We start from the raw sequence: 19,023 nt of genomic DNA on the forward strand, positions 1-19,023 counted from the left end.
GATTAAAAATGATTGTCAATTTGGTAATGATTTTTACTCAATCAAATTTTGTTGCCCATTTATTTAGCACTTTTTATTCATAAATTTGAGTTTATAAAATCTGAAATTGACTCGTCTTGTAATTTTTTTGATGACTTTTTGTTCGCTGATATTTTGTTCTGCTCAAAAACAAAATCAAGAAGACTTGTCTGGGAATGAAACCTTTGATAAAAATAAAATTTTGCCCGAATTAATTATCGAACAAAGCATCAAGAAATTGGAACAACCCATTTCCGAAGAAGATAAATTTGATGTTCGAATGAAAATGGCAGATGCTTATCTGAAAATCAAAAAGCCAGATTTTGCAAAGTCCACCGAAATGCTTTTCAAAGCGAAGGAGATTGCTGAGAAATTGGATAATCCAAGTTTGATGGCGAAAATCTACGGTTCCATCGCAAATCAGTATTCATTTCTGAATTTCCCTGATAAAATAAAACCATATTTAGACTTATCAAAACAACAGGTTAATAAGCTACCAAATGGCTACGAAAAGAATTTTCTGACTGCAAGATTGTACATCGAATATGGAAATCTTGAGGCAGACAAAGAAAATTTCCTTGTTGCAAAAAAACATTATCAAAAAGCTTTGAAGTTTTTGGGGAATATCGGAAGTCCAAGCAAGAAGAACATTTTTCAATTTCGGAGAGCGTTTTACAATTTGGGCGTTTCTTACGCTTATCTCAAACAAAATGATTCGGCAGAATATTTTCTTAACAAAGCCTTGATCATTCGGGATAATGAAAATAAGGAGTTTAAATATTTTATTTACAACACTTTAGCTAAAGTTTACGCCAATGAAAACCAACATCAAAGGGCAATTGATTCTTTGGAAGTGGTTTTGAAAGAAGATGCTTTTAAAGATAATCGATTGAAAGCGGATATGTACAAAAAGCTGATTGCGTCCTATAAAACTTTGAACAATCAAGAAAAGTACATCGAGTATTCTGAAAAACTTTTGGAGCTTGAGCCTGATGTGAAAGATAATAATCTGAAAGCCATCAATACCGCGACAACCATTGAACAAAAAAGTCTTTTGGATAAAATTTCTGATAAAGAAGGACATAATCGACTGTTGATTTTTGGTTGTGGATTTTTAATTCTAATTGGTGGAATTTCGATTTTCTTCATCAATCAAAAAAGAAAAAAAGAGAAACTGATCTATCAAAATTTTATTTTGAATCTTGAAAAAAATGAGATTAAGGAAACTTTTGAACCTCAAGAAATTGTTCAGCCGGAAATTGAAGAAAAGGAAAAAGTAGCGTTCTCTATTCCGAGTTCTGCGGAAACTATGATTCTTGAAAAATTAAGTAAGTTTGAAGAATCAGCGAAATTCACCAACTCAAAACTCACAGTTGCAAGTTTGGCGGTGATGTTCAAAACGAATCCAACGTATCTCTCCGAAACCATTAAAAAAAACAAGGAGAAAAACTTCAATAATTATATCAATGATCTTCGCATCAATTATATCTGCAAACAGATTCTCGAACGGCCGGAATTCCTTAATTATAAAATAAGTTACTTGGCAGAAGAAGCTGGCTTTTCTTCTCATAGTTCATTTACGACTGTTTTCAAAAACGTGACTGGCATTTCTCCGTCCGCATTTCTTCGCGAGGCAGACCAAAAACTTAAAAATATTCAATAGCTTGATTTTCTGATTTTTAATAATGCTTTTTGTCTTGTGAAATATGATATTTCGAAAGACAAACACTATTTTTTGATTCTTAAAGTATATACATTTACTTCATCAATAGAATAATTAATGATTCTAATTGATGGTATTATCACAACAAAAATTATTAAATCTTAAAAAATTAATTATGAAGAAAATTGTATTTTTTTTATCGACAGTGGGATCTGTAATGATGTATTCGCAAAGCTTGGGTTTCGGGAGATCGTTCTCAGATTCTTCCACAAGAGTTAGTCAGTCCAACAAAACAGCCCAGAAAGCTGAAACTTGTAACACAGTTGTCATAAATGACACGGACGAAGAAAACGGCGTCTTCATTATCGGAGCTGGCGGACAGAAAGCAGCGGTGGATATTCCACTTGCATCAAACCAAACTATTAAAATCAACAGTATTGTCGTGACCTTGGCGAGTAAGGAAGTGCCAACTTTTGTAAATTTTATCTTTTACGACAACATTCTTTCTACGCCAGAAGATCCGGAAGATCCAAGGAGAAATATTCCCAATCAACAAATCTTAACCGTAACAGACAGCAGTATTGAATCCTTCGAGGAAGTTGGCTACGAACCTTTGCACGAGTTTGTCATTAGAAAAATAAAAATCAAGCTTCAAAATCCAATTGTTTTGAACGGTACAATGTCTGACGGAAGAATCTGGATGAGCACAAAATCTGACGCAAATGCTTGGTCCATTACGGCACATTATCTTACGGGAGAAGGAGTTGTAGGCGAAAGTATTGCGATGGGTGCAGATGCTTATGGCTGGTTTCAACTTTTGAATCAGGAAGCATTGTACGAGTTGAATGCAGAATGTGACTTCCTGAATGTTGGTGATGCCAATTTCAAATCGAAAGTTGACATTTACCCAAATCCAGCGCAAGCGCATTTCGAGTACAAAAACTTGGAATCGATGAAAATTGTTTCTGTTAATATCTTCGATGCGACTGGGAAATTGGTAAAAACATTAAACGGAGATCGTTCAAAAGTGGATGTTCAAGATTTGACAAAAGGCGTTTACATCATCAAAACCAAAATGTCTTCCAACATTACCTTAACCAATAAGTTAATCAAAAAGTAATTCATATTTTTAAATTTAATTGAACCCGTTTGGTGGATTTTTCATCAGGCGGGTTTTTGTTGTTATTTTCAGAATAAGAGTTTCTCCGGCACTTTCAATAAAATACATTAAATTGCATCTAACAATAATTATGTAAAATGAATTACACACAAATAGAAATAGACGCCCAATTCGAAGGAAAATTACAATTGATTTATCTCAATCAGCCAGAAAGTTACAACAGTTTGACGAAGGTAATGTTGGGCGAATTGAGAGATGCGGTTCACAAATTCAGCAATGACGAGAATGTGCGTTGCGTTGCGATTGCCGGCAAAGGAAAAGCGTTTTGTGCTGGACAAAATCTGAAAGAAGCGTTGAGTTTTGGTGAAGACGATGACGACCGCGCCATACAGCGTTTTGTGATAGAATATTACAATCCTTTGGTTTTGGAAATTGTGAAGTGTAGGAAGCCTGTGATTGCTTTGGTCAATGGTCCTGCTGTTGGTGCTGGTGCAATGTTGGCTTCGATTTGTGATTTCACTTTGGCGGTTGAAAGCTCTTATTTTTCTTTCGCTTTTGCTAATATCGGTTTGATTCCAGATACTGCGGGAACTTACTTTTTACCGAAATTAGTTGGGAAGCAATTGGCGAGTTATCTCTCTTTCACAGGAAAAAAAGTACCTGCACCCGAAGCTAAAAAAATGGGCTTGGTTGCCGACGTTTTCCGAGATTCTGAATTCGTGGAAAAATCGATGGAAATTCTTACGCAATTATCTCATTCTGCAACAACAGCACTATATCTTACAAAGAAAGCCTTCAACAAATCTTACGATTTTACTTTAAAAGAGCAGTTGGATTTTGAATCCATCATCCAGCAAGATGCGGCTGAGACAGAAGATTTCCGCGAAGGTGTTACCGCTTTTATCGAAAAACGTTTACCAAATTACAAAGGGAAATAAAGAAATTGGAGTTTGAGTGTGGGAGAATTTGAGAGTATTTTTCTCTTCCAGCTTCCATCTCCAAGCTTCCATCCTAAATCAATATCATTTATATCTTATATGACTCCGAAAGAAACTGCCGAATTTATGTTCGGGAAAGACCTGTTTTCTCAATGGATGGGAATTGAACTCATCGACATCAAAGAAAATTATTGCTTTCTAAAAATGCCTGTAAAACCTGAAATGATTAATGGTTTGGGAACTGTTCACGGCGGTGTGACGTTCGCTTTTGCAGATTCGGCTTTGGCTTTTTCTTCCAATAATTCTGGCGAAGCAGCGGTTGCGCTCAATTGTTATATTAATTTCACAAAAGCCGTGCGAGATGGCGATGTTTTGACCGCCGAAAGTATTTTGCTCACAGACACAAGAAAAACAGCGGTCTATGACATCACAATCAAAAATCAAAATGATGAAGTTGTTGCTGGTTTCCGCGGAACAGTTTATAAAATTGGGAAGAAAGTGACGGAATTATAAATCTTTGGAATCCTTCGAGAGCCTCAGGATGACAATTTTTTTAAATCTCGATGACAATTATTATGAAAAACTTCAAAATAAATTTTGGAGTTTTAAAATAAATTGTAGCTTTGTAATTCAAAGTTCTTTTTATGGAATCGAAAAATTATCAGGAAGAGTTGGCGCACATCCGTCAGATGATGGAACGCAGTTCAAGATTTATTTCATTGAGTGGTTTGTCTGGCGTTATTGCAGGAATCGTGGCGTTGCTCGGTTCCGTCTATGTTTATTTCGTTTTCCAGAGAGAGGGCATCGATTACTTTGATGGCGAAAGGAATATTTACACGCCATCATTAGCAAAGGAGTTATTTTTTGTCGCTTTGGTGATTTTGGTTTTAGCCATTTCTAGTGGATATATTTTCACCGCAAGAAAGAGCAAAAAGAAGAATCTGAAAATCTGGGATTCTATCACAAAAAAATTATTGGCAAATTTTGCAATTCCTTTGATAGCAGGTGGATTTTTTTGCTTGGCACTTTGGTATCATCACTTTTTTCCAATGATTGCGCCAGCAATGCTTATTTTTTATGGATTAGCTTTGATTAATGCAGAACGATATACGTTGAGCGACGTCAAATATCTTGGAATTTGCGAAGTAGTTCTTGGGATTATCGCTTTATTCTGGCTTGGTTGGGGATTGGTATTTTGGGCGATTGGATTTGGATTTTTGCATATTTTTTATGGGATTTTAATGTATCGGAAATACGATTAATCGTTTTTTAGTTTGTCAGTTTTTTAGTTAATTAGTTTTTATTTATGGGAATAATATTGTCTTTTAAGGATTTGATAGTATGGCAGAAATCACACCAGTTTGTTCTTGAGATTTATTCTGTCACAGTTGGTTTTCCTAAAAAAGAAATTTATGCATTGACAAGTCAGATTAGGCGTGCATCAGTTTCCATTCCTGCTAATATCGCTGAAGGGTTTAAGAAAAAGACTTTACCAAATAAAATTAATTTTCTATCGCATTCCGAAGGTTCATTAGAAGAAGTCAAATATTATTTAATCTTAGCAAAAGACCTTAATTATATATCTTTAAACAATTTTGATAAACTAACCTCAGATGCTGAAGAAGTAAGTAAACTGATAAATGGGTATAAAAAATCTATAAATAACTTCCATCAAAATAATCAAACTAATTAACTATCCTACTGGATAACTAGTCAACTAATGTTAAACATCAATCAACTCAACAAAGAATTCGAAAGTCGTGTAAGATTGGGCATTATGTCCGTTCTTATGGTCAACGATTGGGTTGATTTTACTGAAATGAAAAACCTTCTCAGCGCCACCGACGGAAATCTCGCCAGCCATAGCACAGCGCTGGAAAAAGCAGAATACATCGAAGTGAAAAAGGAATTCGTCGGCAAAAAACCGCGAACATCCTATCGCGTGACGCAAAAGGGAAGAGATGCGTTCACAGAACATATCAATAATCTGGAAAAATTGTTGGGACGATAACTCCCGATTTTTTTTGAAAATTAACTTTGTAATTCAAAGAACTTTACAATATAAAAAATGAATCGAAAAGAATTTATAATCAAATCTTTTTTAGCAACGGCAGGATTGTCATTATTCTACAGTTGGCAAGTCGAGCCGTTTTGGCTGGAGTTTGTTCATCAGGATTTACCAATTAAAAATCTGCCTTCAAAACTTCACAATAAAGTCCTGATGCAGATTTCAGATTTGCACGTCGGAAATCGTTTCGATTATAATTTCCTGATTGATTCCTTCCAAAAAGCAAAATCTTACAAGCCAGACATTGTGGTTTACACCGGAGATTTTGTTTGTTGGGAAGATAATCCCGAACAATTTGAACAACTGAAAATCGTAATGAAAGAAGCCGTTCTCGGAACTCTCGGAACAATCGCAATTCTCGGAAACCACGATTATGGATCGAATTGGAAAGAAGAATATGTCGCCGATGAAATCTCAAAAATACTGACAGATTCCAAAATACAAATGCTTCGAGATGAGAAAGCAGATATTTCCGGACTCAATATTTATGGTTTCGAAGAATTATGGGGAATGAATTTCCACCCAGAAAATCTAACCACAACCATCAATCCTGATGAAGCCAATCTCGTCCTTTGTCACAATCCCGACGTTTGCGATTTGGATGTTTGGAACGGTTACAAAGGTTGGATTCTCTCCGGACATACACACGGAGGACAATGCAAACCGCCATTTCTTCCGCCATTAATTCTGCCCGTGAAAAACCGAGAATACACTTCCGGAATCATCGATTTGGACGATGGACGGATGCTCTACATCAATCGAGCGTTGGGACATTCTTACCAAGTCAGATTCAATTGCAGACCGGAGATTACAATTTTTACTATGAAATCTATTTAATATTAAAATCAACACTTATGGAAAATTTTAAAATTCTACACATTGGGAAGTTTCTGTTTTGGCTCTCATTTATCTTAGGAAATGTCTGTCTCTTTGGTTACATTTTTTCTCGCGAAGGCGCATTTCAAGTTGGTGGTTTTTTGCTTTTGATGTATGGGACAATCGTCAATCTTATTGCGTTTTTTGGATTAATCTTATTTGGGGTTTTCGCTCCAAAATATACAACCGAAGCCATTAAATCTGCAATGATTTTACTCATCAATATTCCCATTGCCATTCTCTATTTCTACATCGGAATATCAATTTAAAATAAAAATTATGAAAAAAAATCGCGTTCAATTTCTGCTTTTTGTTTATGACAACACACAAAAACTTTACAGGAAATATTTTAAGAAAAAGAAAAGACAATGGGCATTTTCCCAACAACAACTCTTGGATTTCGAGGAAGATACGCTTGGAAGAAAACTTGGCGAATTCTACAAAAAGCACGGTTTTACGATGATTCCTAAAATGGAAAATCACGATGTTCATCATTTGCTTACGGATTGTGGAACCAGGTTCGAAGAAGAAGTCGCAATGCAATTCTTACTGCTCGGCAATGGAAAAATGAATGCGCATCTTCTGGCTTCTATCTTTTTGGGAAGTCTCATTCTTCCGGAATATTTCAAAATTTATATGCAGGCATATAAGAAAGGGAAGTGTATGAGGTCTTTCTACTATTGGGATTTTGAGAAATTGCTCTCCCACAATTTTGAGAACATCAGAGATTTTGTTTACCAAAAACAAACACCAGTTTTCTATTAGACTTCACTATTTAAATTAATAAAACATTTATAATTATGAAAAAACATCACTTAATCTTCATCACAGTTTTAGCGGTTATCATTTTATTTTACAAGGAATATATCGCACTCAATCTCGGAATTTTTGGAATATTCCTGAGCATTTTAACTTTCACTCAAACCAAATCAGATTTGCGTGACAAAACATTTCTGACGCTTTTCGTTACTTCCATTTTTTCATCCTTTGCGTTTGCTTGGTTTGGCGATGCCATTTCTTTTGTAGCAGTTTTTGTCTCCGTTTTTTTATTGAGGTTCAGAGGAACTTATCCGAGATTGAAACCTTTTCTTTACATCGAAGTTTTATTAATCAATCTTTTTTCATTTCTGGGAAGAGTTTTCAACACGGAACAATGGTATGAGAAACCCACAGAAGGGAAAAGCTTTGCCAAAAAATTCATCACTTTTGTTTTGATTCCCGGATTATTTGTGGCGATTTTCTTCTTTATTTATTCTTTTGGGAGTGACCATTTCGCCAATCTTTTCAGAGATTCTGAGTTGGATTTTGAACCGTTGACAGTTATTATTCTTTCTGTTATTGGTTTCTATTTTGGTTTTATTTTCTGGAATTTTGGTGTTGACCGATTTATCTTCAAACAAAATCACCATTTGAAAGACGACTTTTCCGGCATCATCAAATTAGAAAAACCAACTTTTTCTTTCCTCGACATCGATTCCGAAAGAGTGAGCGGATTCATCTCATTATCAGCACTTAATATTTTGCTTTTAATTTTTATTGTGACTTACAATTATGAACAGTTTTATGAAGTCACAACATCCGCAGACACTTTGAGTGCCGAAACACGCGACCGCGTGAATGCCGTGATAATGTCTATCATAATGGCAATTCTTGTGATTTTGTTTTACTTTAAAAATGGATTTAATTTTGATGAGAAAGCAAAAACTTTGAAGATTTCTGCAAAAATTTGGATTGTTTTGAATGGCGTTTTGGTTCTCTCAGCTCTCATCAAAAACGCGGAATATATTTCCGGTTATGGTTTGACTTACAAACGTTTGGGCGTTTACGCTTTCCTAACAATGGCTTTGATTGGTTTGATTTTTACCTTCATCAAAATTCAAAAAAAGAAGACCAATGCGTTTCTTTTCAACAAGATGTTTTGGGTGTCGTATGGCTTGATTTTGGTTTGCAGTTACGTGAATTGGGGCGGAATCATTACCTCAAACAACATTCAAAGAAAAGATTTCGCAGATAATTATCATCTAGTTTCCATTAATTATAATGAAAGAACTTTGTTGGATTATGCTGAGAAATCTGGAAATTCCGAAATGAAAAATAAACTCACAGAAAGAATAGAATCTTATCAACAAGAAACTTTCCTCTCAAAAATACTTTATTATGAATCTATTAAAATTGAAAAAGAATAATAATTTGAAATATCTGGCTTTAATTCCATTATTTGTCGTCGCTTGTAAAAAGGAACCGGAAGTGAAAGATGCAAAAGTGGATACAATTACAACGATTGAAAAACCTATCGATTCGCTTTCCACAATTCTAAAAACAGAGAAAGAATCCAATCAAAATATCATCACAGTTGATGCATCCAAAATGCCAATCAGACTTAATTTGGAAATTACCAATCCTAATGATCAAATTATTCTAAGATTGGAAAATGTAAATCAACCTAAAATAAAAGGTTACTTGAAAACAGAAACACCAATGAATGTGAGGTTCAACCAAATCAGAATGCCAGATAATTCTTTTGATGGACCATTTGCCCAAACTATAGAATATGATACGAAATTGAAAGGAGAATATTGGCTGATTCTCGCCAAGAATAATATGGCAGATGGATCGCCAGTCGGAAAATTCTTTGTCAAAATCGAATAATAAAAAAGAATCTCAATTGAGATTCTTTTTTATTATTTATCTAGTTTCTAAACGCTAACTTCTACTTCAAACTAAGAAGCGCCAATCGATAACCCTTCATCCCAAAACCAGAAATCACAGCATCACAACTTTCCGCAGTCACAGATTTCTTACGGAATTCCTCACGTTTGTAGATATTGCTGATGTGAACTTCAACTTTAGGTTTATTGATATTCTTAAGACAATCAGAAATTGCATAAGAATAATGTGTAAATGCACCAGGATTAATTACTACAGCATCGAAGTTGTCTTCCTGCAGACGGTTAATCAACTCGCCTTCAATATTGGATTGATAATAGAAAATATCATCACCACTGAATTCGTCTTTCAAATCCGAAAGATAATCTTCCATAGAAACCGAACCGTAGATTTCTGGCTCACGAGTTCCGAGTAAATTGAGATTTGGTCCGTTGATGATGAGGATTTTCATTCAGAATATTTTTTCAAAGATATAAAATTAAGGCTGATGTTGAAAGCAGTAACCATTTCCAATGCTCGTTTTATGTTTGCACCTCGTGCCACTTTTTGTTGTGCCTTTACATTGAACCGTTGCTTCTGTTCCTTGAGTTTTTTTCTTTCCAGAGCTTGATATGCCTAAAGTAGAAACAGGCTGACATATTTTACAGGCGCTCAATCCTCTTTCCAATACAGAATTAAGGTCTGTTTTGTTGGAAACATTTTTTACCATTCGACAGTTTTCTGTGTGGTATTTTTGTCCGCTTGGTGTATAATAAACCGTCTGGGAATTTGCAAAAACAAAACTAAACAGAAAGAAAAGAATAGAAATTGATTTCATAGAAGGTAATTATAATATAAAAATCCTTAGAATTTCTAAGGATTTTATAAAGATAGGTATTTACAACAATTTATTTAAAAAGATTATTTAAATCCTTTTGAGCTTTGTCAATCTTTTCATTTGCCGATTTTTTGGTTTCTTCGGTAGATTTTTTAAAATCCTCTTTTATTTTATCGGCTTCAGCTTTTGCGTCAGATACTTTTTTGTTTGCATCTTCTACCAATTTAGCTTTTTCAGCATTTACTTTAGCTTTCACTTCGCTCGCCGTATTTTGGATTTCTGCATTTGCTTTTCCCGTAATGATGCTATCGGTTTTGTTGATTACATTTCCAACAACACCAGAAGCGGTAGTTCCAAGGATTTGCGTAGATGTTGCCAGATTATTTTCATATTCAGCCTTCACTGTTCCGCCTTCTGCGACATAAACATTTTTGGATTCTACATACTTGTCTTGTGCTTTTTGCAATTCAATTTTCGCTAATTCTATTCTTGCTGGGTCATTGCTGGCAACGGCCTCTTCGTAATTTTTTTGAGCTGTAGCTAGTGCGAGAGCTGCATCTTCATAAGATTGGGTGAAATCGATTTTCGTTGTAGATTCATCATTTTTTTTGCAACTGTTGGCCGTCAGTACGATTCCTGCTAGCGCCAATGTTAAAAGTGTTTTTTTCATTGTATTATTGATTGTTCATTATTTCTTTTGTTAATTTTTGCAACTCTTGGTTTTCATCAGACTCAGAGATGTCTCCATTCAGTCTTTTGATTTCAAGTGTATTCACCTGTTTTGCGAGACTGAGATACGCAAAATATTTTTCCAGAATCTTTGTTTTCTTCTCTGCACTTGCATTAGCTGCATTGGCGCCTTTTACAAAAGTTTGCAGATTGTCATTACACAAAATATATGCCTGAAATGCATTAGACAAAAAATAATCGCTCACCAAAGTATTGGTTTCAAGATTGGTGTAAAGTTTCGGAATTTCTAAAGGAGCGTATTGAATTATTTCTGCTACATCGACCCCTTTTTTTGCAGGATTAAGATACATTCCTTTGGTTTTCATTTCGCTGTTTTCCAAAGAAAGATTCGTTGCGTCTAGTAGTTTTACGAGATTTTGTTTTTGATTAATGTCTGTGAGAATCGTATTAAGGCTCAGTGCAAAAAAGAATCCGATGAAAGTCGAAATAATGGAGATGAAAAATTCCAACGTTCTTCCTCTCTTAGCTCGGAAACCATCTAGCAAAGAAGTATTGATTAGAAATACGACAAACAGAATCAGTGCAATGACAATTAGTATATACATAAGTGTTTTTGTTTTTTTAGTTCTCTAAAGTCTAATAATTATCAACGAGAGAAGATTAAACTTATTTTGTGTTTAAAGCAAAAAAAATCCTTAGAAAATTCTAAGGATTTTTAAGTAGCCCGTAGGGGAGTCGAACCCCTCTTACCAGGATGAAAACCTGAGGTCCTAACCGATAGACGAACGGGCCAAGGACTTTATATTAAGCTAAGCTATTTACGTGCTTAGTTAATTTGCTTTTTAAGTTAGAAGCTTTATTCTTGTGAATAATGTTTCTTTTAGCTAACTTATCAAGTAAAGAGATTACTCTTGGTAATTGCTCTACTGCTACTGCTTTGTTTTCTTCTGTTCTAAGTGTCTTCAAAGCTGTTCTTGCAGTCTTGTGGTTATATTTGTTACGAAGTCTTCTTACTTCGTTTTGTCTAATTCTCTTAAGAGCTGATTTATGATTTGCCATATCGTTCAAATGTGGGTGCAAAGATAAAAACTAATTTTTAATTTGCAAACTTTTTTTTAAATTTTTTAAAAATTTATTTGTTGCCTTTTTGAAGTAAAACTATGATCGACTTATCTTTTAATTCTGAATACTTCTGTATTCGTTTCTCCTTTAAGGCGGTGCAAAAGTAGCATTATTTTTTAATATTCAAAATTATTTTTCAAAATTATTTTTAACGCTTTGATTTTCAAATAAAAAAAATGAAAGCTGTTTTTTTAGCTTTCATTTTTTTGATCTATTCAGTAGCCTATAGGGGAATCGAACCGCTGTTGCAAGAAAGAAAATCTTGAGTCCTAACCACTAGACGAATAGGCCATCCGTTTAAGGTCTGCAAAAATAAAGACTTTATCGTCGCTTTGCAAATGTTTTTGTCTATTTCAGTTTTTTCTCGATCACAGTATTGATAATGCCTTTTCCTTCCAGCTCTTTTTGCAGGTTGATAACTTCTTCCATCGATTTGAATTTTCCGTAAGTGTAGTAGAAAACACCATTTTCTTTATTTCTTACAATGTCTGGAAGCGTTTTCATAATCATAGACTTCGAATCCAGTTTTTCTTTTCCTGCATAGACTTCCAACGTATAATAGCCAATTCCTAACTTTTGATTTGGGACAAAGCTAATAGCCATTGCATTTCGGAATCCAGAATCTTTGGCGGTTTTTAAATTATTATCTCTTATAGAAGCGTAATTTGTAGTTCCATAGTAGTATTTATACGTTCCGTTTTCCTTGATTGGCAGAATGTATTTCAAGCCTTTCAATGCTGGATCGTTTTCGGTGTATTTATTGGGCGTACTCATCAGCAAGATTCTGAAATCATTTTTCAGCGGTTGCTCCACTGGTTTTTCAGGCTCCGGTTCTTTTACATTTCTATCGACCAATTTTTTATAATTAACAATCGCATTGAAGATACTTTCTGCAATAGCCTGCTGACCTTCCTCTGTGGAGATGTACTTTGCGTCGTCATAATTATTAACGAAACCAGTTTCTATCAGGATAGATGGCATTGCGTTCATTCTCAACACGTGTAGGTTGGCTTGCTTTACACCTCTTGAAAGTCGTTTGTCTTTTTTTACAAAGTTATCCTCAATCATTCCACCAATGGTTAAACTGGCTTCCAGATATTTACTTTGTTGGATTTTAAGGGCGATGAGAGATTCCGGTGAGCTGGGATTGTAGGATGCAAAATTTTCTTTGTCCTTTTCATCCAAAAAGATTACGTCGTTCTCTGCTTTGGCAACATCCAAGTTGGCTTTGTTTTGATTTGGGCCTTGTACGAAGGTTTCTGTTCCTTGTGCTGTAGCACTTCTGCTGGGCGAGGAGTTGACATGGACAGAGATGAAAAGATCTGCTTTGTTGCGGTTGGCAAGATCTGTTCTATAAGTTAATGATGGGTATTCATCTATTTTTCTGGTGTAGATGACTTTGTAGTCTTTATTTTTCTCCAGCATCCGTCCAAGTTTCAAAACCACAGATAGCGTTACTACTTTTTCCTGTACAGTTCCAATGTCACTGTAGTTTCTGTTGGCTCCAACATCGCTTCCGCCGTGTCCTGCATCCAATACTACAGTGAATTTCTTCTGCGAATAACAACTGCTAAAACCAATCAAAAAAATTAACAGAAAAAAAAATTTATTATAAAGTGTCAGCCTAACCATTTTAATCTTTAAAATTTAATTAATTTTGAACCCAATTTCAGAATGACTGCATTGGCTCGAAGTATTTTCAAAAGTATATTACTAATTTTAAATATCCTAATTTTTAACAATATTTTAGCACAAACTGTGCCTCAAAATATTGATAAGAATAATGATGTTCGAGATTCTATCAATATCAACAAAGATTCTTTAAATATAAAGAAAGATACCATCATCCCCAAAGAACAATTGGATGATGTCGTAAAAACCAAAGCTCAAAACAGGAGCAGTTCTTCCATTTCCAACAAGCAGACTTATCTTAATAAAGAAGCGCAAATCATCTATCAGGATATGCAGATAGATGCCGATTATATCAGGATAGAATGGGAGACAGGGAAAATCTACGCCCGAGGGGAGCAAGATGAGAAAGGGAGGATTATAAAACCCGCCATCGCAACCCAAGCTGGAAAGAAGTACGAGTACAACGAGGTGATTTACAATTTCAAGACAAAACAAGCCATCGCCTTCAACGCCAGAACGGAGGAGAGCGAGGGTGTCATCGTCGCAGAGAAAACAAAGAAATATAATGATTCGGTTTTCTTTATGAGGAAAGCAATCTATACAACGGATGAATATTTCCTTAAGAAAAAAGACTCACTGCCAGATTATCATATGTCGGCGCCTAACATCAAATTATTAAAAGGGAAAGACAATTCTCAGATTGTAACGGGGCCAATCCAGATGTACATCGAGCAAATTCCGACACCGCTGATAATGCCATTTGCAATTCTTCCTTTTTCGGATAAAAGATCTGCTGGTATTTTGATTCCAAGTTTTGGAGAGCGTCAGGACGTTGGATTCTTCCTCAATGGTTTGGGATATTACCAACCGATTGGCGATCACTTTGATTTGAAAATTTTAGCGGATCTCTATACCAAAGGAAGCTGGAACCTGAAGCCGGAACTTAATTATCTCAAAAAATACAGATACTCCGGAAACTTTGCCGCAGACTATGGTTACACGGTACGCGGAATCAAAGGTTTGGATGACTATTCCAGAACCAAAACGTTCCGGATTGCGTGGCGACATTCGCAGGATTCCAAGGCTAATCCTTACTTCACCTTCAATGCGAGTGTGGATATTGTGAGTAGTAAGTTCTATAATAATACTGTTAATAACAATTATATCTTCAACCAGAATGTACTGAATACGCAGCAGACTTCCAGAGTGAACGTCACCAAGCGTTTCCTGAATCTTCCCGTGACGATAAGTGCGAGTATGGGCTACAACCAGAATTTTGCAACCGGCGTTACAGATCTCCGCTTGCCGGATATGACGGTAGCGATCAACCAATTCTATCTTTTCAAACCGAGAACAGGCGTGAGAACCGGACTTTTGGAGAATATCAACGTGAATACGGGATTGGCACTTAGCAACTATGTGAATACCACAGAAGATAAACTTTTCAAAAAAGAAATGTGGGATGAGTTGAAAACTGGTGTGAAGAATAATATATCAATGTCCACCAATACAACGGTAGCAAAATATTTCACTTTCAGTTTAGCAGCCAATGCGGATAATGTGCTCACGACCAAAACGCTGGAAAGAAGTTACAATCCGATTGTAAACCAAGTAGAAGACAAGTTCAACAAAGGAATTGCTGGATACACCACATTTTCCACGAGTGCCAGTTTGCAGACTGTTTTGTATGGGCAGAAAAACTTTAGCAAAACATCCCCGATTGTCGCCATTCGTCATATGGTGACACCAAGTTTTAGTTTTACTTATTCTCCTGATTTTGGGGAGAAGAGCTGGGGTTATTTTAGAAATTATGCCAATTCCCGAGGTGAGATGACGCCTTATTCTATCTTCGATGGTGGGATTTATGGCGCTCCATCGGCTGGGCTTACGCAGAGTTTAGGATTTAATATTAATAATAACCTCGAGATGAAAGTCCGTTCCAAGACTGATTCTACGGGTGTTAAAAAAGTAAAATTCTTCGAAAACCTGAATATCTCCGGAGGCTACAACTTCGCGGCAGAAAGACACAAATGGTCTGTCTTCTCTGTAAACGGACAATCTTCTTTCTTTAATAATAAACTGAATGTCAATACCAGTCTTACGATAGAGCCTTATGAAATTGTGTTCCAAGAGGGAAGCAATACGGGCATCAGAACAGAGAACTTTGGGCACTTCAGTCTTCAGGGTTTCAATCTTCAGTTGTCCTATCCTATGAGCGAGGCTATTTTTGGAAAGAAAGAAGAAGGCTCCAAGAAGTATAAGAAGAAAGGCGAAATCCGGAACGAGAATTATTTCTTTGATGATGACAATTATTCCCACTACTCGCCAACCTGGACTTTGAACATCAATGCCAACTATTCCTACACCAGAGGCTTGACCCGATTGGGGAACAAAGTTGCCAGTCTGGGGCTGGATGGGAGCATCAAACTGACGCCATATTGGAACATCAACGCTAGTACTAACTATGATATTGAGAGAAAGGACTTGGGCTACACGCGTCTTGGGTTTGCAAGAGATCAGCGTAGTTTTACCATTACTTTCAACTGGGTGCCGTTTGGACAATACAAGGTTTATGACTTCTTTATCGGAATCAAAGCCAACATCCTGAAAGATGCTGTGAAATATAAAGAAAGAAGTTTTACCCAGCCAAATAGTACTTTCTAGAGGACGGAAGCAGGAAGCCAGAAGCAAAGAGGTTCTGAAATATAATCAGAAAAACTTCCACCCTCAAACCTCCAACTTCCATCTAATTTATATAGTTTTGTAAAAATTAATAATAAGAAATGAAAAAAATCATTCATACATCAGAAGCTCCGGCTGCAATTGGGCCTTATTCTCAGGCAACTTTGGTTAATGGAACTTTGTACATCTCTGGTCAGATTCCCGTAGATCCGGAAACTGGTAAGCTGGTAGAAGGCATAGATAAGGAAACACATCAAGTGATGAAAAACCTGAAAGCCATCCTTACGGAAGCTGGAATGACATTTGATAATGCTGTAAAAGCCTCAATATTTCTGAAGAATATGGACGATTTTGCAGTGGTGAATGAGATCTACGCCTCTTACTTCGACAGTGGCGTGTACCCAGCCAGAGAAACCGTGCAAGTGTCTTGTCTTCCGAAAAATGTGGATGTAGAAATTTCTATGATTGCCTTCAAAGACTAAGACATGAATTTTCTTAGAAATACAATCGGTGTTTTGGCAGGACTTGTGGTTGCCGCTCTCATTATCACATTGGGGATAAAGATAGACTCCGACTGGATTACCTATAGAGAATTTGCCCCCTTTGAGCATTGGGAAACCCTGCTCCGATCTGTCCACAAGAAGGATTCATTTTTCATTGCCCTTCTCTTTTTCGGCGGTTTGGGTGTTACCTTCGGCGGTGTGGTAACAGCGATGATTGTGAAATATGCCAAGGTGGCGTACGCCATTTTAATTGGATTCATCATGCTGTTTATAGCAATGCTGGATATCATCATCTATCCGTACCATCCTGTTTTTTATAAGATTTCCATCTTTCTCGTCTTCTTCCCATTTTCCTGGATCGGCGGAAAAATCACCGAAGTCATCTACAAAAGAAGAGAAAAACAAAGAAAGCAACTGCTCGCTAAAAATAAAAAACCACAAGCCTAGACTTGTGGTTTTTCTTTGTAGTTAGTTTATGTTAATTTATTAATAAGCTGTCTCGTGAACTTTCACGGCTCTTCCACTTGGATCGTTGGCGTTTTTGAAAGCTTCATCCCATTCCAATGCAACTGGTGTAGAACAAGCCACAGATGGAACAGAAGGAACACAACTCGCTGCAGAATCACTTGGAAAATGACTTTCGAAAATCGTTCTGTATCTGTATTCTTCTTTGCTCATAGGTACATTGATTGGGAATCTGTGTCTTGCATTCGCCATCATCTCGTCTGTCACTTCATCTTCAGCTACTTGTTTCAAAGTATCAATCCACGAGTAGCCAACACCATCACTGAACTGCTCTTTCTGTCTCCAGGCAATGCTTTCCGGAAGAATATCTTCAAATGCTTTTCTAAGAACCCATTTTTCCATACGTTCCGGTGTGATCATTTTATCTTTTGGATTAATGTTCATCGCAATATCCATAAATTCTTTGTCAAGAAAAGGAACTCTACCTTCGATTCCCCAAGCCATCAAAGATTTGTTCGCTCTAAGACAATCGTAAAGGTGAAGTTTTCCAAGTTTTCTCACCGTTTCTTCGTGGAAAGCCTGTGCAGATGGCGCTTTGTGGAAATACAGGTAACCTCCGAACAATTCATCTGAACCCTCGCCAGAAAGTACCATTTTGATTCCCATAGATTTGATGACTCTAGCCAAAAGATACATTGGCGTGGAAGCTCGGATTGTGGTCACGTCATAAGTTTCTAAATGATAGATGACATCTTTGATAGCGTCCAAACCTTCCTGAACCGTATATTTGATTTCGTGGTGAACAGATCCGATATGATCCGCCGCTTTTCTTGCCGCTGCCAAATCCGGAGAACCTTCCAAACCAACTGCAAAACTGTGTAATCTTGGGTACCAAGCTTCCTGAGTGTCGCCACTTTCGATTCTTTGTCTTGCGTATTTTGCCGTCACAGCAGCGATGATGGATGAATCTAATCCACCTGAGAGTAAAACGCCATAAGGCACATCGCTCATCAATTGTCTGTGGACTGCATCTTCCAAACCTTTTCTGATGGCTGCGATGTCGGTTTCATTATCTTTTACATTTTCGAAATGTGTCCAATCTCTTTTGTACCATTGTTGAAGTTCTTGTCCGTCTTTGCTGTAAAGAAAATGTCCTGGCAAGAATTCTTCGATTTTGTTGCAAACGCCTTCCAAAGATTTCAGTTCAGATGCAACGTAGAAACTTCCATTTTTGTCCCAACCCATATATAAAGGAACAATTCCCATATGATCTCTGCCGATGAGGTAAGCGTCATTTTCTTCATCATATAAAGCAAAAGCGAAGATTCCATTTAGTTTTTCGAGGAAGTTTTTTCCGTCTCTTCTGTATAATGCCAAGATTACCTCACAGTCGGATTGTGTCAGGAATTCATAATCTGGAAATTCGGATCTTAATTCCTGGTGGTTGTAGATTTCACCATTCACAGCTAGGGCTACTTTTCCATCTTTTGTAAATAAAGGTTGCTTGCCAGAAGTTGGATCTACAATTGCCAGTCTCTCGTGAGAAAAAATCACATTGTCGTGTTGGTAGATTCCCGACCAGTCTGGTCCGCGATGTCTTATTTTCTTAGACATTTCTAATATCTGAGGTCTTATTACTTCATTTTTTTGTTTAGTGTCAAACACACATACAATTCCGCACATCTTTTTATAATGTTTTTGTTTTGATTAAAATTATGATGCAAACATAGGTTTATTGAATTAAAATCAAAACTAAAATTTT

The 19,023-nt window shown here is 36.4% G+C and carries 22 protein-coding genes and 2 tRNA genes; 15 read left to right on the forward strand and 9 right to left on the reverse strand.

What is annotated here, in order from left to right:
- The first annotated feature begins 220 nt into the window (after positions 1-220).
- The 12 genes from B0I22_RS00090 to B0I22_RS00145 all read left to right on the forward strand — a co-directional run bounded on the left by B0I22_RS00090 (position 221) and on the right by B0I22_RS00145 (position 9,332).
- On the forward strand, positions 221-1,681 hold the full coding sequence (locus B0I22_RS00090; RefSeq protein ID WP_166668144.1) for a helix-turn-helix domain-containing protein: 1,461 nt from the start codon (positions 221-223) through the stop codon (positions 1,679-1,681).
- 175 nt (positions 1,682-1,856) lie between these two features.
- On the forward strand, positions 1,857-2,801 hold the full coding sequence (locus tag B0I22_RS00095; protein ID WP_166668145.1) for a T9SS type A sorting domain-containing protein: 945 nt from the start codon (positions 1,857-1,859) through the stop codon (positions 2,799-2,801).
- A gap of 137 nt (positions 2,802-2,938) precedes the next feature.
- Positions 2,939-3,739, forward strand: coding sequence for an enoyl-CoA hydratase/isomerase family protein (locus B0I22_RS00100; protein ID WP_133942588.1), 801 nt, complete (start codon positions 2,939-2,941; stop codon positions 3,737-3,739).
- A 99-nt stretch (positions 3,740-3,838) separates the two neighbouring features.
- Positions 3,839-4,252 carry a PaaI family thioesterase gene (locus tag B0I22_RS00105; RefSeq protein WP_133942589.1) on the forward strand — a complete coding sequence of 138 codons (414 nt, stop codon included), beginning with the start codon at positions 3,839-3,841 and terminating at the stop codon, positions 4,250-4,252.
- A gap of 131 nt (positions 4,253-4,383) precedes the next feature.
- A complete protein-coding gene (locus B0I22_RS00110; protein ID WP_133942590.1) occupies positions 4,384-5,001 on the forward strand; it encodes a hypothetical protein in 618 nt (205 codons plus the stop codon).
- 44 nt (positions 5,002-5,045) lie between these two features.
- On the forward strand, positions 5,046-5,432 hold the full coding sequence (locus B0I22_RS00115) for a four helix bundle protein (RefSeq protein ID WP_133942591.1): 387 nt from the start codon (positions 5,046-5,048) through the stop codon (positions 5,430-5,432).
- 27 nt (positions 5,433-5,459) lie between these two features.
- Positions 5,460-5,750, forward strand: a complete 291-nt coding sequence (locus B0I22_RS00120; RefSeq protein ID WP_034966172.1) for a winged helix-turn-helix domain-containing protein — start codon at positions 5,460-5,462, stop codon at positions 5,748-5,750.
- A 57-nt stretch (positions 5,751-5,807) separates the two neighbouring features.
- Positions 5,808-6,644 carry a metallophosphoesterase gene (locus tag B0I22_RS00125; protein ID WP_133942592.1) on the forward strand — a complete coding sequence of 279 codons (837 nt, stop codon included), beginning with the start codon at positions 5,808-5,810 and terminating at the stop codon, positions 6,642-6,644.
- Positions 6,645-6,661: 17 nt separating this feature from the next.
- On the forward strand, positions 6,662-6,952 hold the full coding sequence (locus tag B0I22_RS00130) for a hypothetical protein (RefSeq protein ID WP_133942593.1): 291 nt from the start codon (positions 6,662-6,664) through the stop codon (positions 6,950-6,952).
- 10 nt (positions 6,953-6,962) lie between these two features.
- Positions 6,963-7,448 (forward strand): Coq4 family protein, encoded by a 486-nt coding sequence (locus tag B0I22_RS00135; RefSeq protein ID WP_133942594.1) that lies wholly within the window; start codon positions 6,963-6,965, stop codon positions 7,446-7,448.
- A 35-nt stretch (positions 7,449-7,483) separates the two neighbouring features.
- A complete protein-coding gene (locus B0I22_RS00140; RefSeq protein WP_133942595.1) occupies positions 7,484-8,869 on the forward strand; it encodes a DUF4153 domain-containing protein in 1,386 nt (461 codons plus the stop codon).
- Positions 8,841-9,332 carry a hypothetical protein gene (locus B0I22_RS00145; RefSeq protein WP_133942596.1) on the forward strand — a complete coding sequence of 164 codons (492 nt, stop codon included), beginning with the start codon at positions 8,841-8,843 and terminating at the stop codon, positions 9,330-9,332. The genes B0I22_RS00140 and B0I22_RS00145 overlap by 29 nt, the downstream gene beginning before the upstream one ends.
- Before the next feature lie 61 nt (positions 9,333-9,393).
- Here B0I22_RS00145 and aroQ read toward each other — a convergent pair whose 3' ends face one another.
- The 8 genes from aroQ to B0I22_RS00185 all read right to left on the reverse strand — a co-directional run bounded on the left by aroQ (position 9,394) and on the right by B0I22_RS00185 (position 13,611).
- Positions 9,394-9,801, reverse strand: a complete 408-nt coding sequence (gene aroQ / locus B0I22_RS00150; RefSeq protein WP_133942597.1) for a type II 3-dehydroquinate dehydratase — start codon at positions 9,799-9,801, stop codon at positions 9,394-9,396.
- Positions 9,802-9,828: 27 nt separating this feature from the next.
- Positions 9,829-10,167: a DUF5763 domain-containing protein gene (locus B0I22_RS00155; RefSeq protein WP_133942598.1), complete on the reverse strand. Its 339-nt coding sequence runs from the start codon at positions 10,165-10,167 to the stop codon at positions 9,829-9,831.
- A 70-nt stretch (positions 10,168-10,237) separates the two neighbouring features.
- On the reverse strand, positions 10,238-10,837 hold the full coding sequence (locus tag B0I22_RS00160) for a hypothetical protein (RefSeq protein ID WP_133942599.1): 600 nt from the start codon (positions 10,835-10,837) through the stop codon (positions 10,238-10,240).
- Between the two features lie 4 nt (positions 10,838-10,841).
- Complete coding sequence (locus tag B0I22_RS00165) at positions 10,842-11,462, reverse strand: hypothetical protein (protein ID WP_133942600.1); 621 nt, start codon at positions 11,460-11,462, stop codon at positions 10,842-10,844.
- A gap of 115 nt (positions 11,463-11,577) precedes the next feature.
- A tRNA-Glu gene (locus tag B0I22_RS00170) sits at positions 11,578-11,649 on the reverse strand.
- Between the two features lie 12 nt (positions 11,650-11,661).
- Positions 11,662-11,916: a 30S ribosomal protein S20 gene (rpsT, locus tag B0I22_RS00175; RefSeq protein WP_034966187.1), complete on the reverse strand. Its 255-nt coding sequence runs from the start codon at positions 11,914-11,916 to the stop codon at positions 11,662-11,664.
- A 282-nt stretch (positions 11,917-12,198) separates the two neighbouring features.
- Positions 12,199-12,270 (reverse strand) — tRNA-Glu (locus B0I22_RS00180).
- Between the two features lie 57 nt (positions 12,271-12,327).
- The gene (locus tag B0I22_RS00185; protein ID WP_133942601.1) at positions 12,328-13,611 is read right to left on the reverse strand and encodes an N-acetylmuramoyl-L-alanine amidase family protein; all 1,284 of its coding nucleotides are present in this window, start codon (positions 13,609-13,611) and stop codon (positions 12,328-12,330) included.
- Positions 13,612-13,653: 42 nt separating this feature from the next.
- Here B0I22_RS00185 and B0I22_RS00190 point away from each other — a divergent pair, with 42 nt between their 5' ends.
- From B0I22_RS00190 to B0I22_RS00200, 3 genes are all read left to right on the forward strand, one after another.
- Complete coding sequence (locus B0I22_RS00190) at positions 13,654-16,275, forward strand: putative LPS assembly protein LptD (RefSeq protein WP_133942602.1); 2,622 nt, start codon at positions 13,654-13,656, stop codon at positions 16,273-16,275.
- Positions 16,276-16,394: 119 nt separating this feature from the next.
- On the forward strand, positions 16,395-16,775 hold the full coding sequence (locus tag B0I22_RS00195) for a RidA family protein (protein ID WP_133942603.1): 381 nt from the start codon (positions 16,395-16,397) through the stop codon (positions 16,773-16,775).
- 3 nt (positions 16,776-16,778) lie between these two features.
- Positions 16,779-17,243: a hypothetical protein gene (locus tag B0I22_RS00200; RefSeq protein WP_133942604.1), complete on the forward strand. Its 465-nt coding sequence runs from the start codon at positions 16,779-16,781 to the stop codon at positions 17,241-17,243.
- 39 nt (positions 17,244-17,282) lie between these two features.
- Here B0I22_RS00200 and asnB read toward each other — a convergent pair whose 3' ends face one another.
- Entirely contained in the window at positions 17,283-18,944 is a 1,662-nt protein-coding gene (gene asnB, locus B0I22_RS00205) for an asparagine synthase B (protein WP_133942605.1), read from the reverse strand.
- Between the last annotated feature and the right edge of the window lie 79 nt (positions 18,945-19,023).

It is taken from the genome of Epilithonimonas xixisoli (genome assembly GCF_004365655.1).
GTDB lineage: Bacteria > Bacteroidota > Bacteroidia > Flavobacteriales > Weeksellaceae > Epilithonimonas > Epilithonimonas xixisoli.

Coding starts and splice junctions, on each gene's coding strand:
- B0I22_RS00140 (WP_133942595.1), top strand. CDS start 7,484: ATGAAAAAACATCACTTAATCTTCATCACAGTTTTAGCGGTTATCATT.
- asnB (WP_133942605.1), bottom strand. CDS start 18,944: ATGTGCGGAATTGTATGTGTGTTTGACACTAAACAAAAAAATGAAGTA.
- B0I22_RS00105 (WP_133942589.1), top strand. CDS start 3,839: ATGACTCCGAAAGAAACTGCCGAATTTATGTTCGGGAAAGACCTGTTT.
- aroQ (WP_133942597.1), bottom strand. CDS start 9,801: ATGAAAATCCTCATCATCAACGGACCAAATCTCAATTTACTCGGAACT.
- B0I22_RS00100 (WP_133942588.1), top strand. CDS start 2,939: ATGAATTACACACAAATAGAAATAGACGCCCAATTCGAAGGAAAATTA.
- rpsT (WP_034966187.1), bottom strand. CDS start 11,916: ATGGCAAATCATAAATCAGCTCTTAAGAGAATTAGACAAAACGAAGTA.
- B0I22_RS00135 (WP_133942594.1), top strand. CDS start 6,963: ATGAAAAAAAATCGCGTTCAATTTCTGCTTTTTGTTTATGACAACACA.
- B0I22_RS00165 (WP_133942600.1), bottom strand. CDS start 11,462: ATGTATATACTAATTGTCATTGCACTGATTCTGTTTGTCGTATTTCTA.
- B0I22_RS00125 (WP_133942592.1), top strand. CDS start 5,808: ATGAATCGAAAAGAATTTATAATCAAATCTTTTTTAGCAACGGCAGGA.
- B0I22_RS00110 (WP_133942590.1), top strand. CDS start 4,384: ATGGAATCGAAAAATTATCAGGAAGAGTTGGCGCACATCCGTCAGATG.
- B0I22_RS00145 (WP_133942596.1), top strand. CDS start 8,841: ATGAATCTATTAAAATTGAAAAAGAATAATAATTTGAAATATCTGGCT.
- B0I22_RS00185 (WP_133942601.1), bottom strand. CDS start 13,611: ATGGTTAGGCTGACACTTTATAATAAATTTTTTTTTCTGTTAATTTTT.
- B0I22_RS00200 (WP_133942604.1), top strand. CDS start 16,779: ATGAATTTTCTTAGAAATACAATCGGTGTTTTGGCAGGACTTGTGGTT.
- B0I22_RS00195 (WP_133942603.1), top strand. CDS start 16,395: ATGAAAAAAATCATTCATACATCAGAAGCTCCGGCTGCAATTGGGCCT.
- B0I22_RS00130 (WP_133942593.1), top strand. CDS start 6,662: ATGGAAAATTTTAAAATTCTACACATTGGGAAGTTTCTGTTTTGGCTC.
- B0I22_RS00120 (WP_034966172.1), top strand. CDS start 5,460: ATGTTAAACATCAATCAACTCAACAAAGAATTCGAAAGTCGTGTAAGA.
- B0I22_RS00115 (WP_133942591.1), top strand. CDS start 5,046: ATGGGAATAATATTGTCTTTTAAGGATTTGATAGTATGGCAGAAATCA.
- B0I22_RS00155 (WP_133942598.1), bottom strand. CDS start 10,167: ATGAAATCAATTTCTATTCTTTTCTTTCTGTTTAGTTTTGTTTTTGCA.
- B0I22_RS00190 (WP_133942602.1), top strand. CDS start 13,654: ATGACTGCATTGGCTCGAAGTATTTTCAAAAGTATATTACTAATTTTA.
- B0I22_RS00095 (WP_166668145.1), top strand. CDS start 1,857: ATGAAGAAAATTGTATTTTTTTTATCGACAGTGGGATCTGTAATGATG.
- B0I22_RS00160 (WP_133942599.1), bottom strand. CDS start 10,837: ATGAAAAAAACACTTTTAACATTGGCGCTAGCAGGAATCGTACTGACG.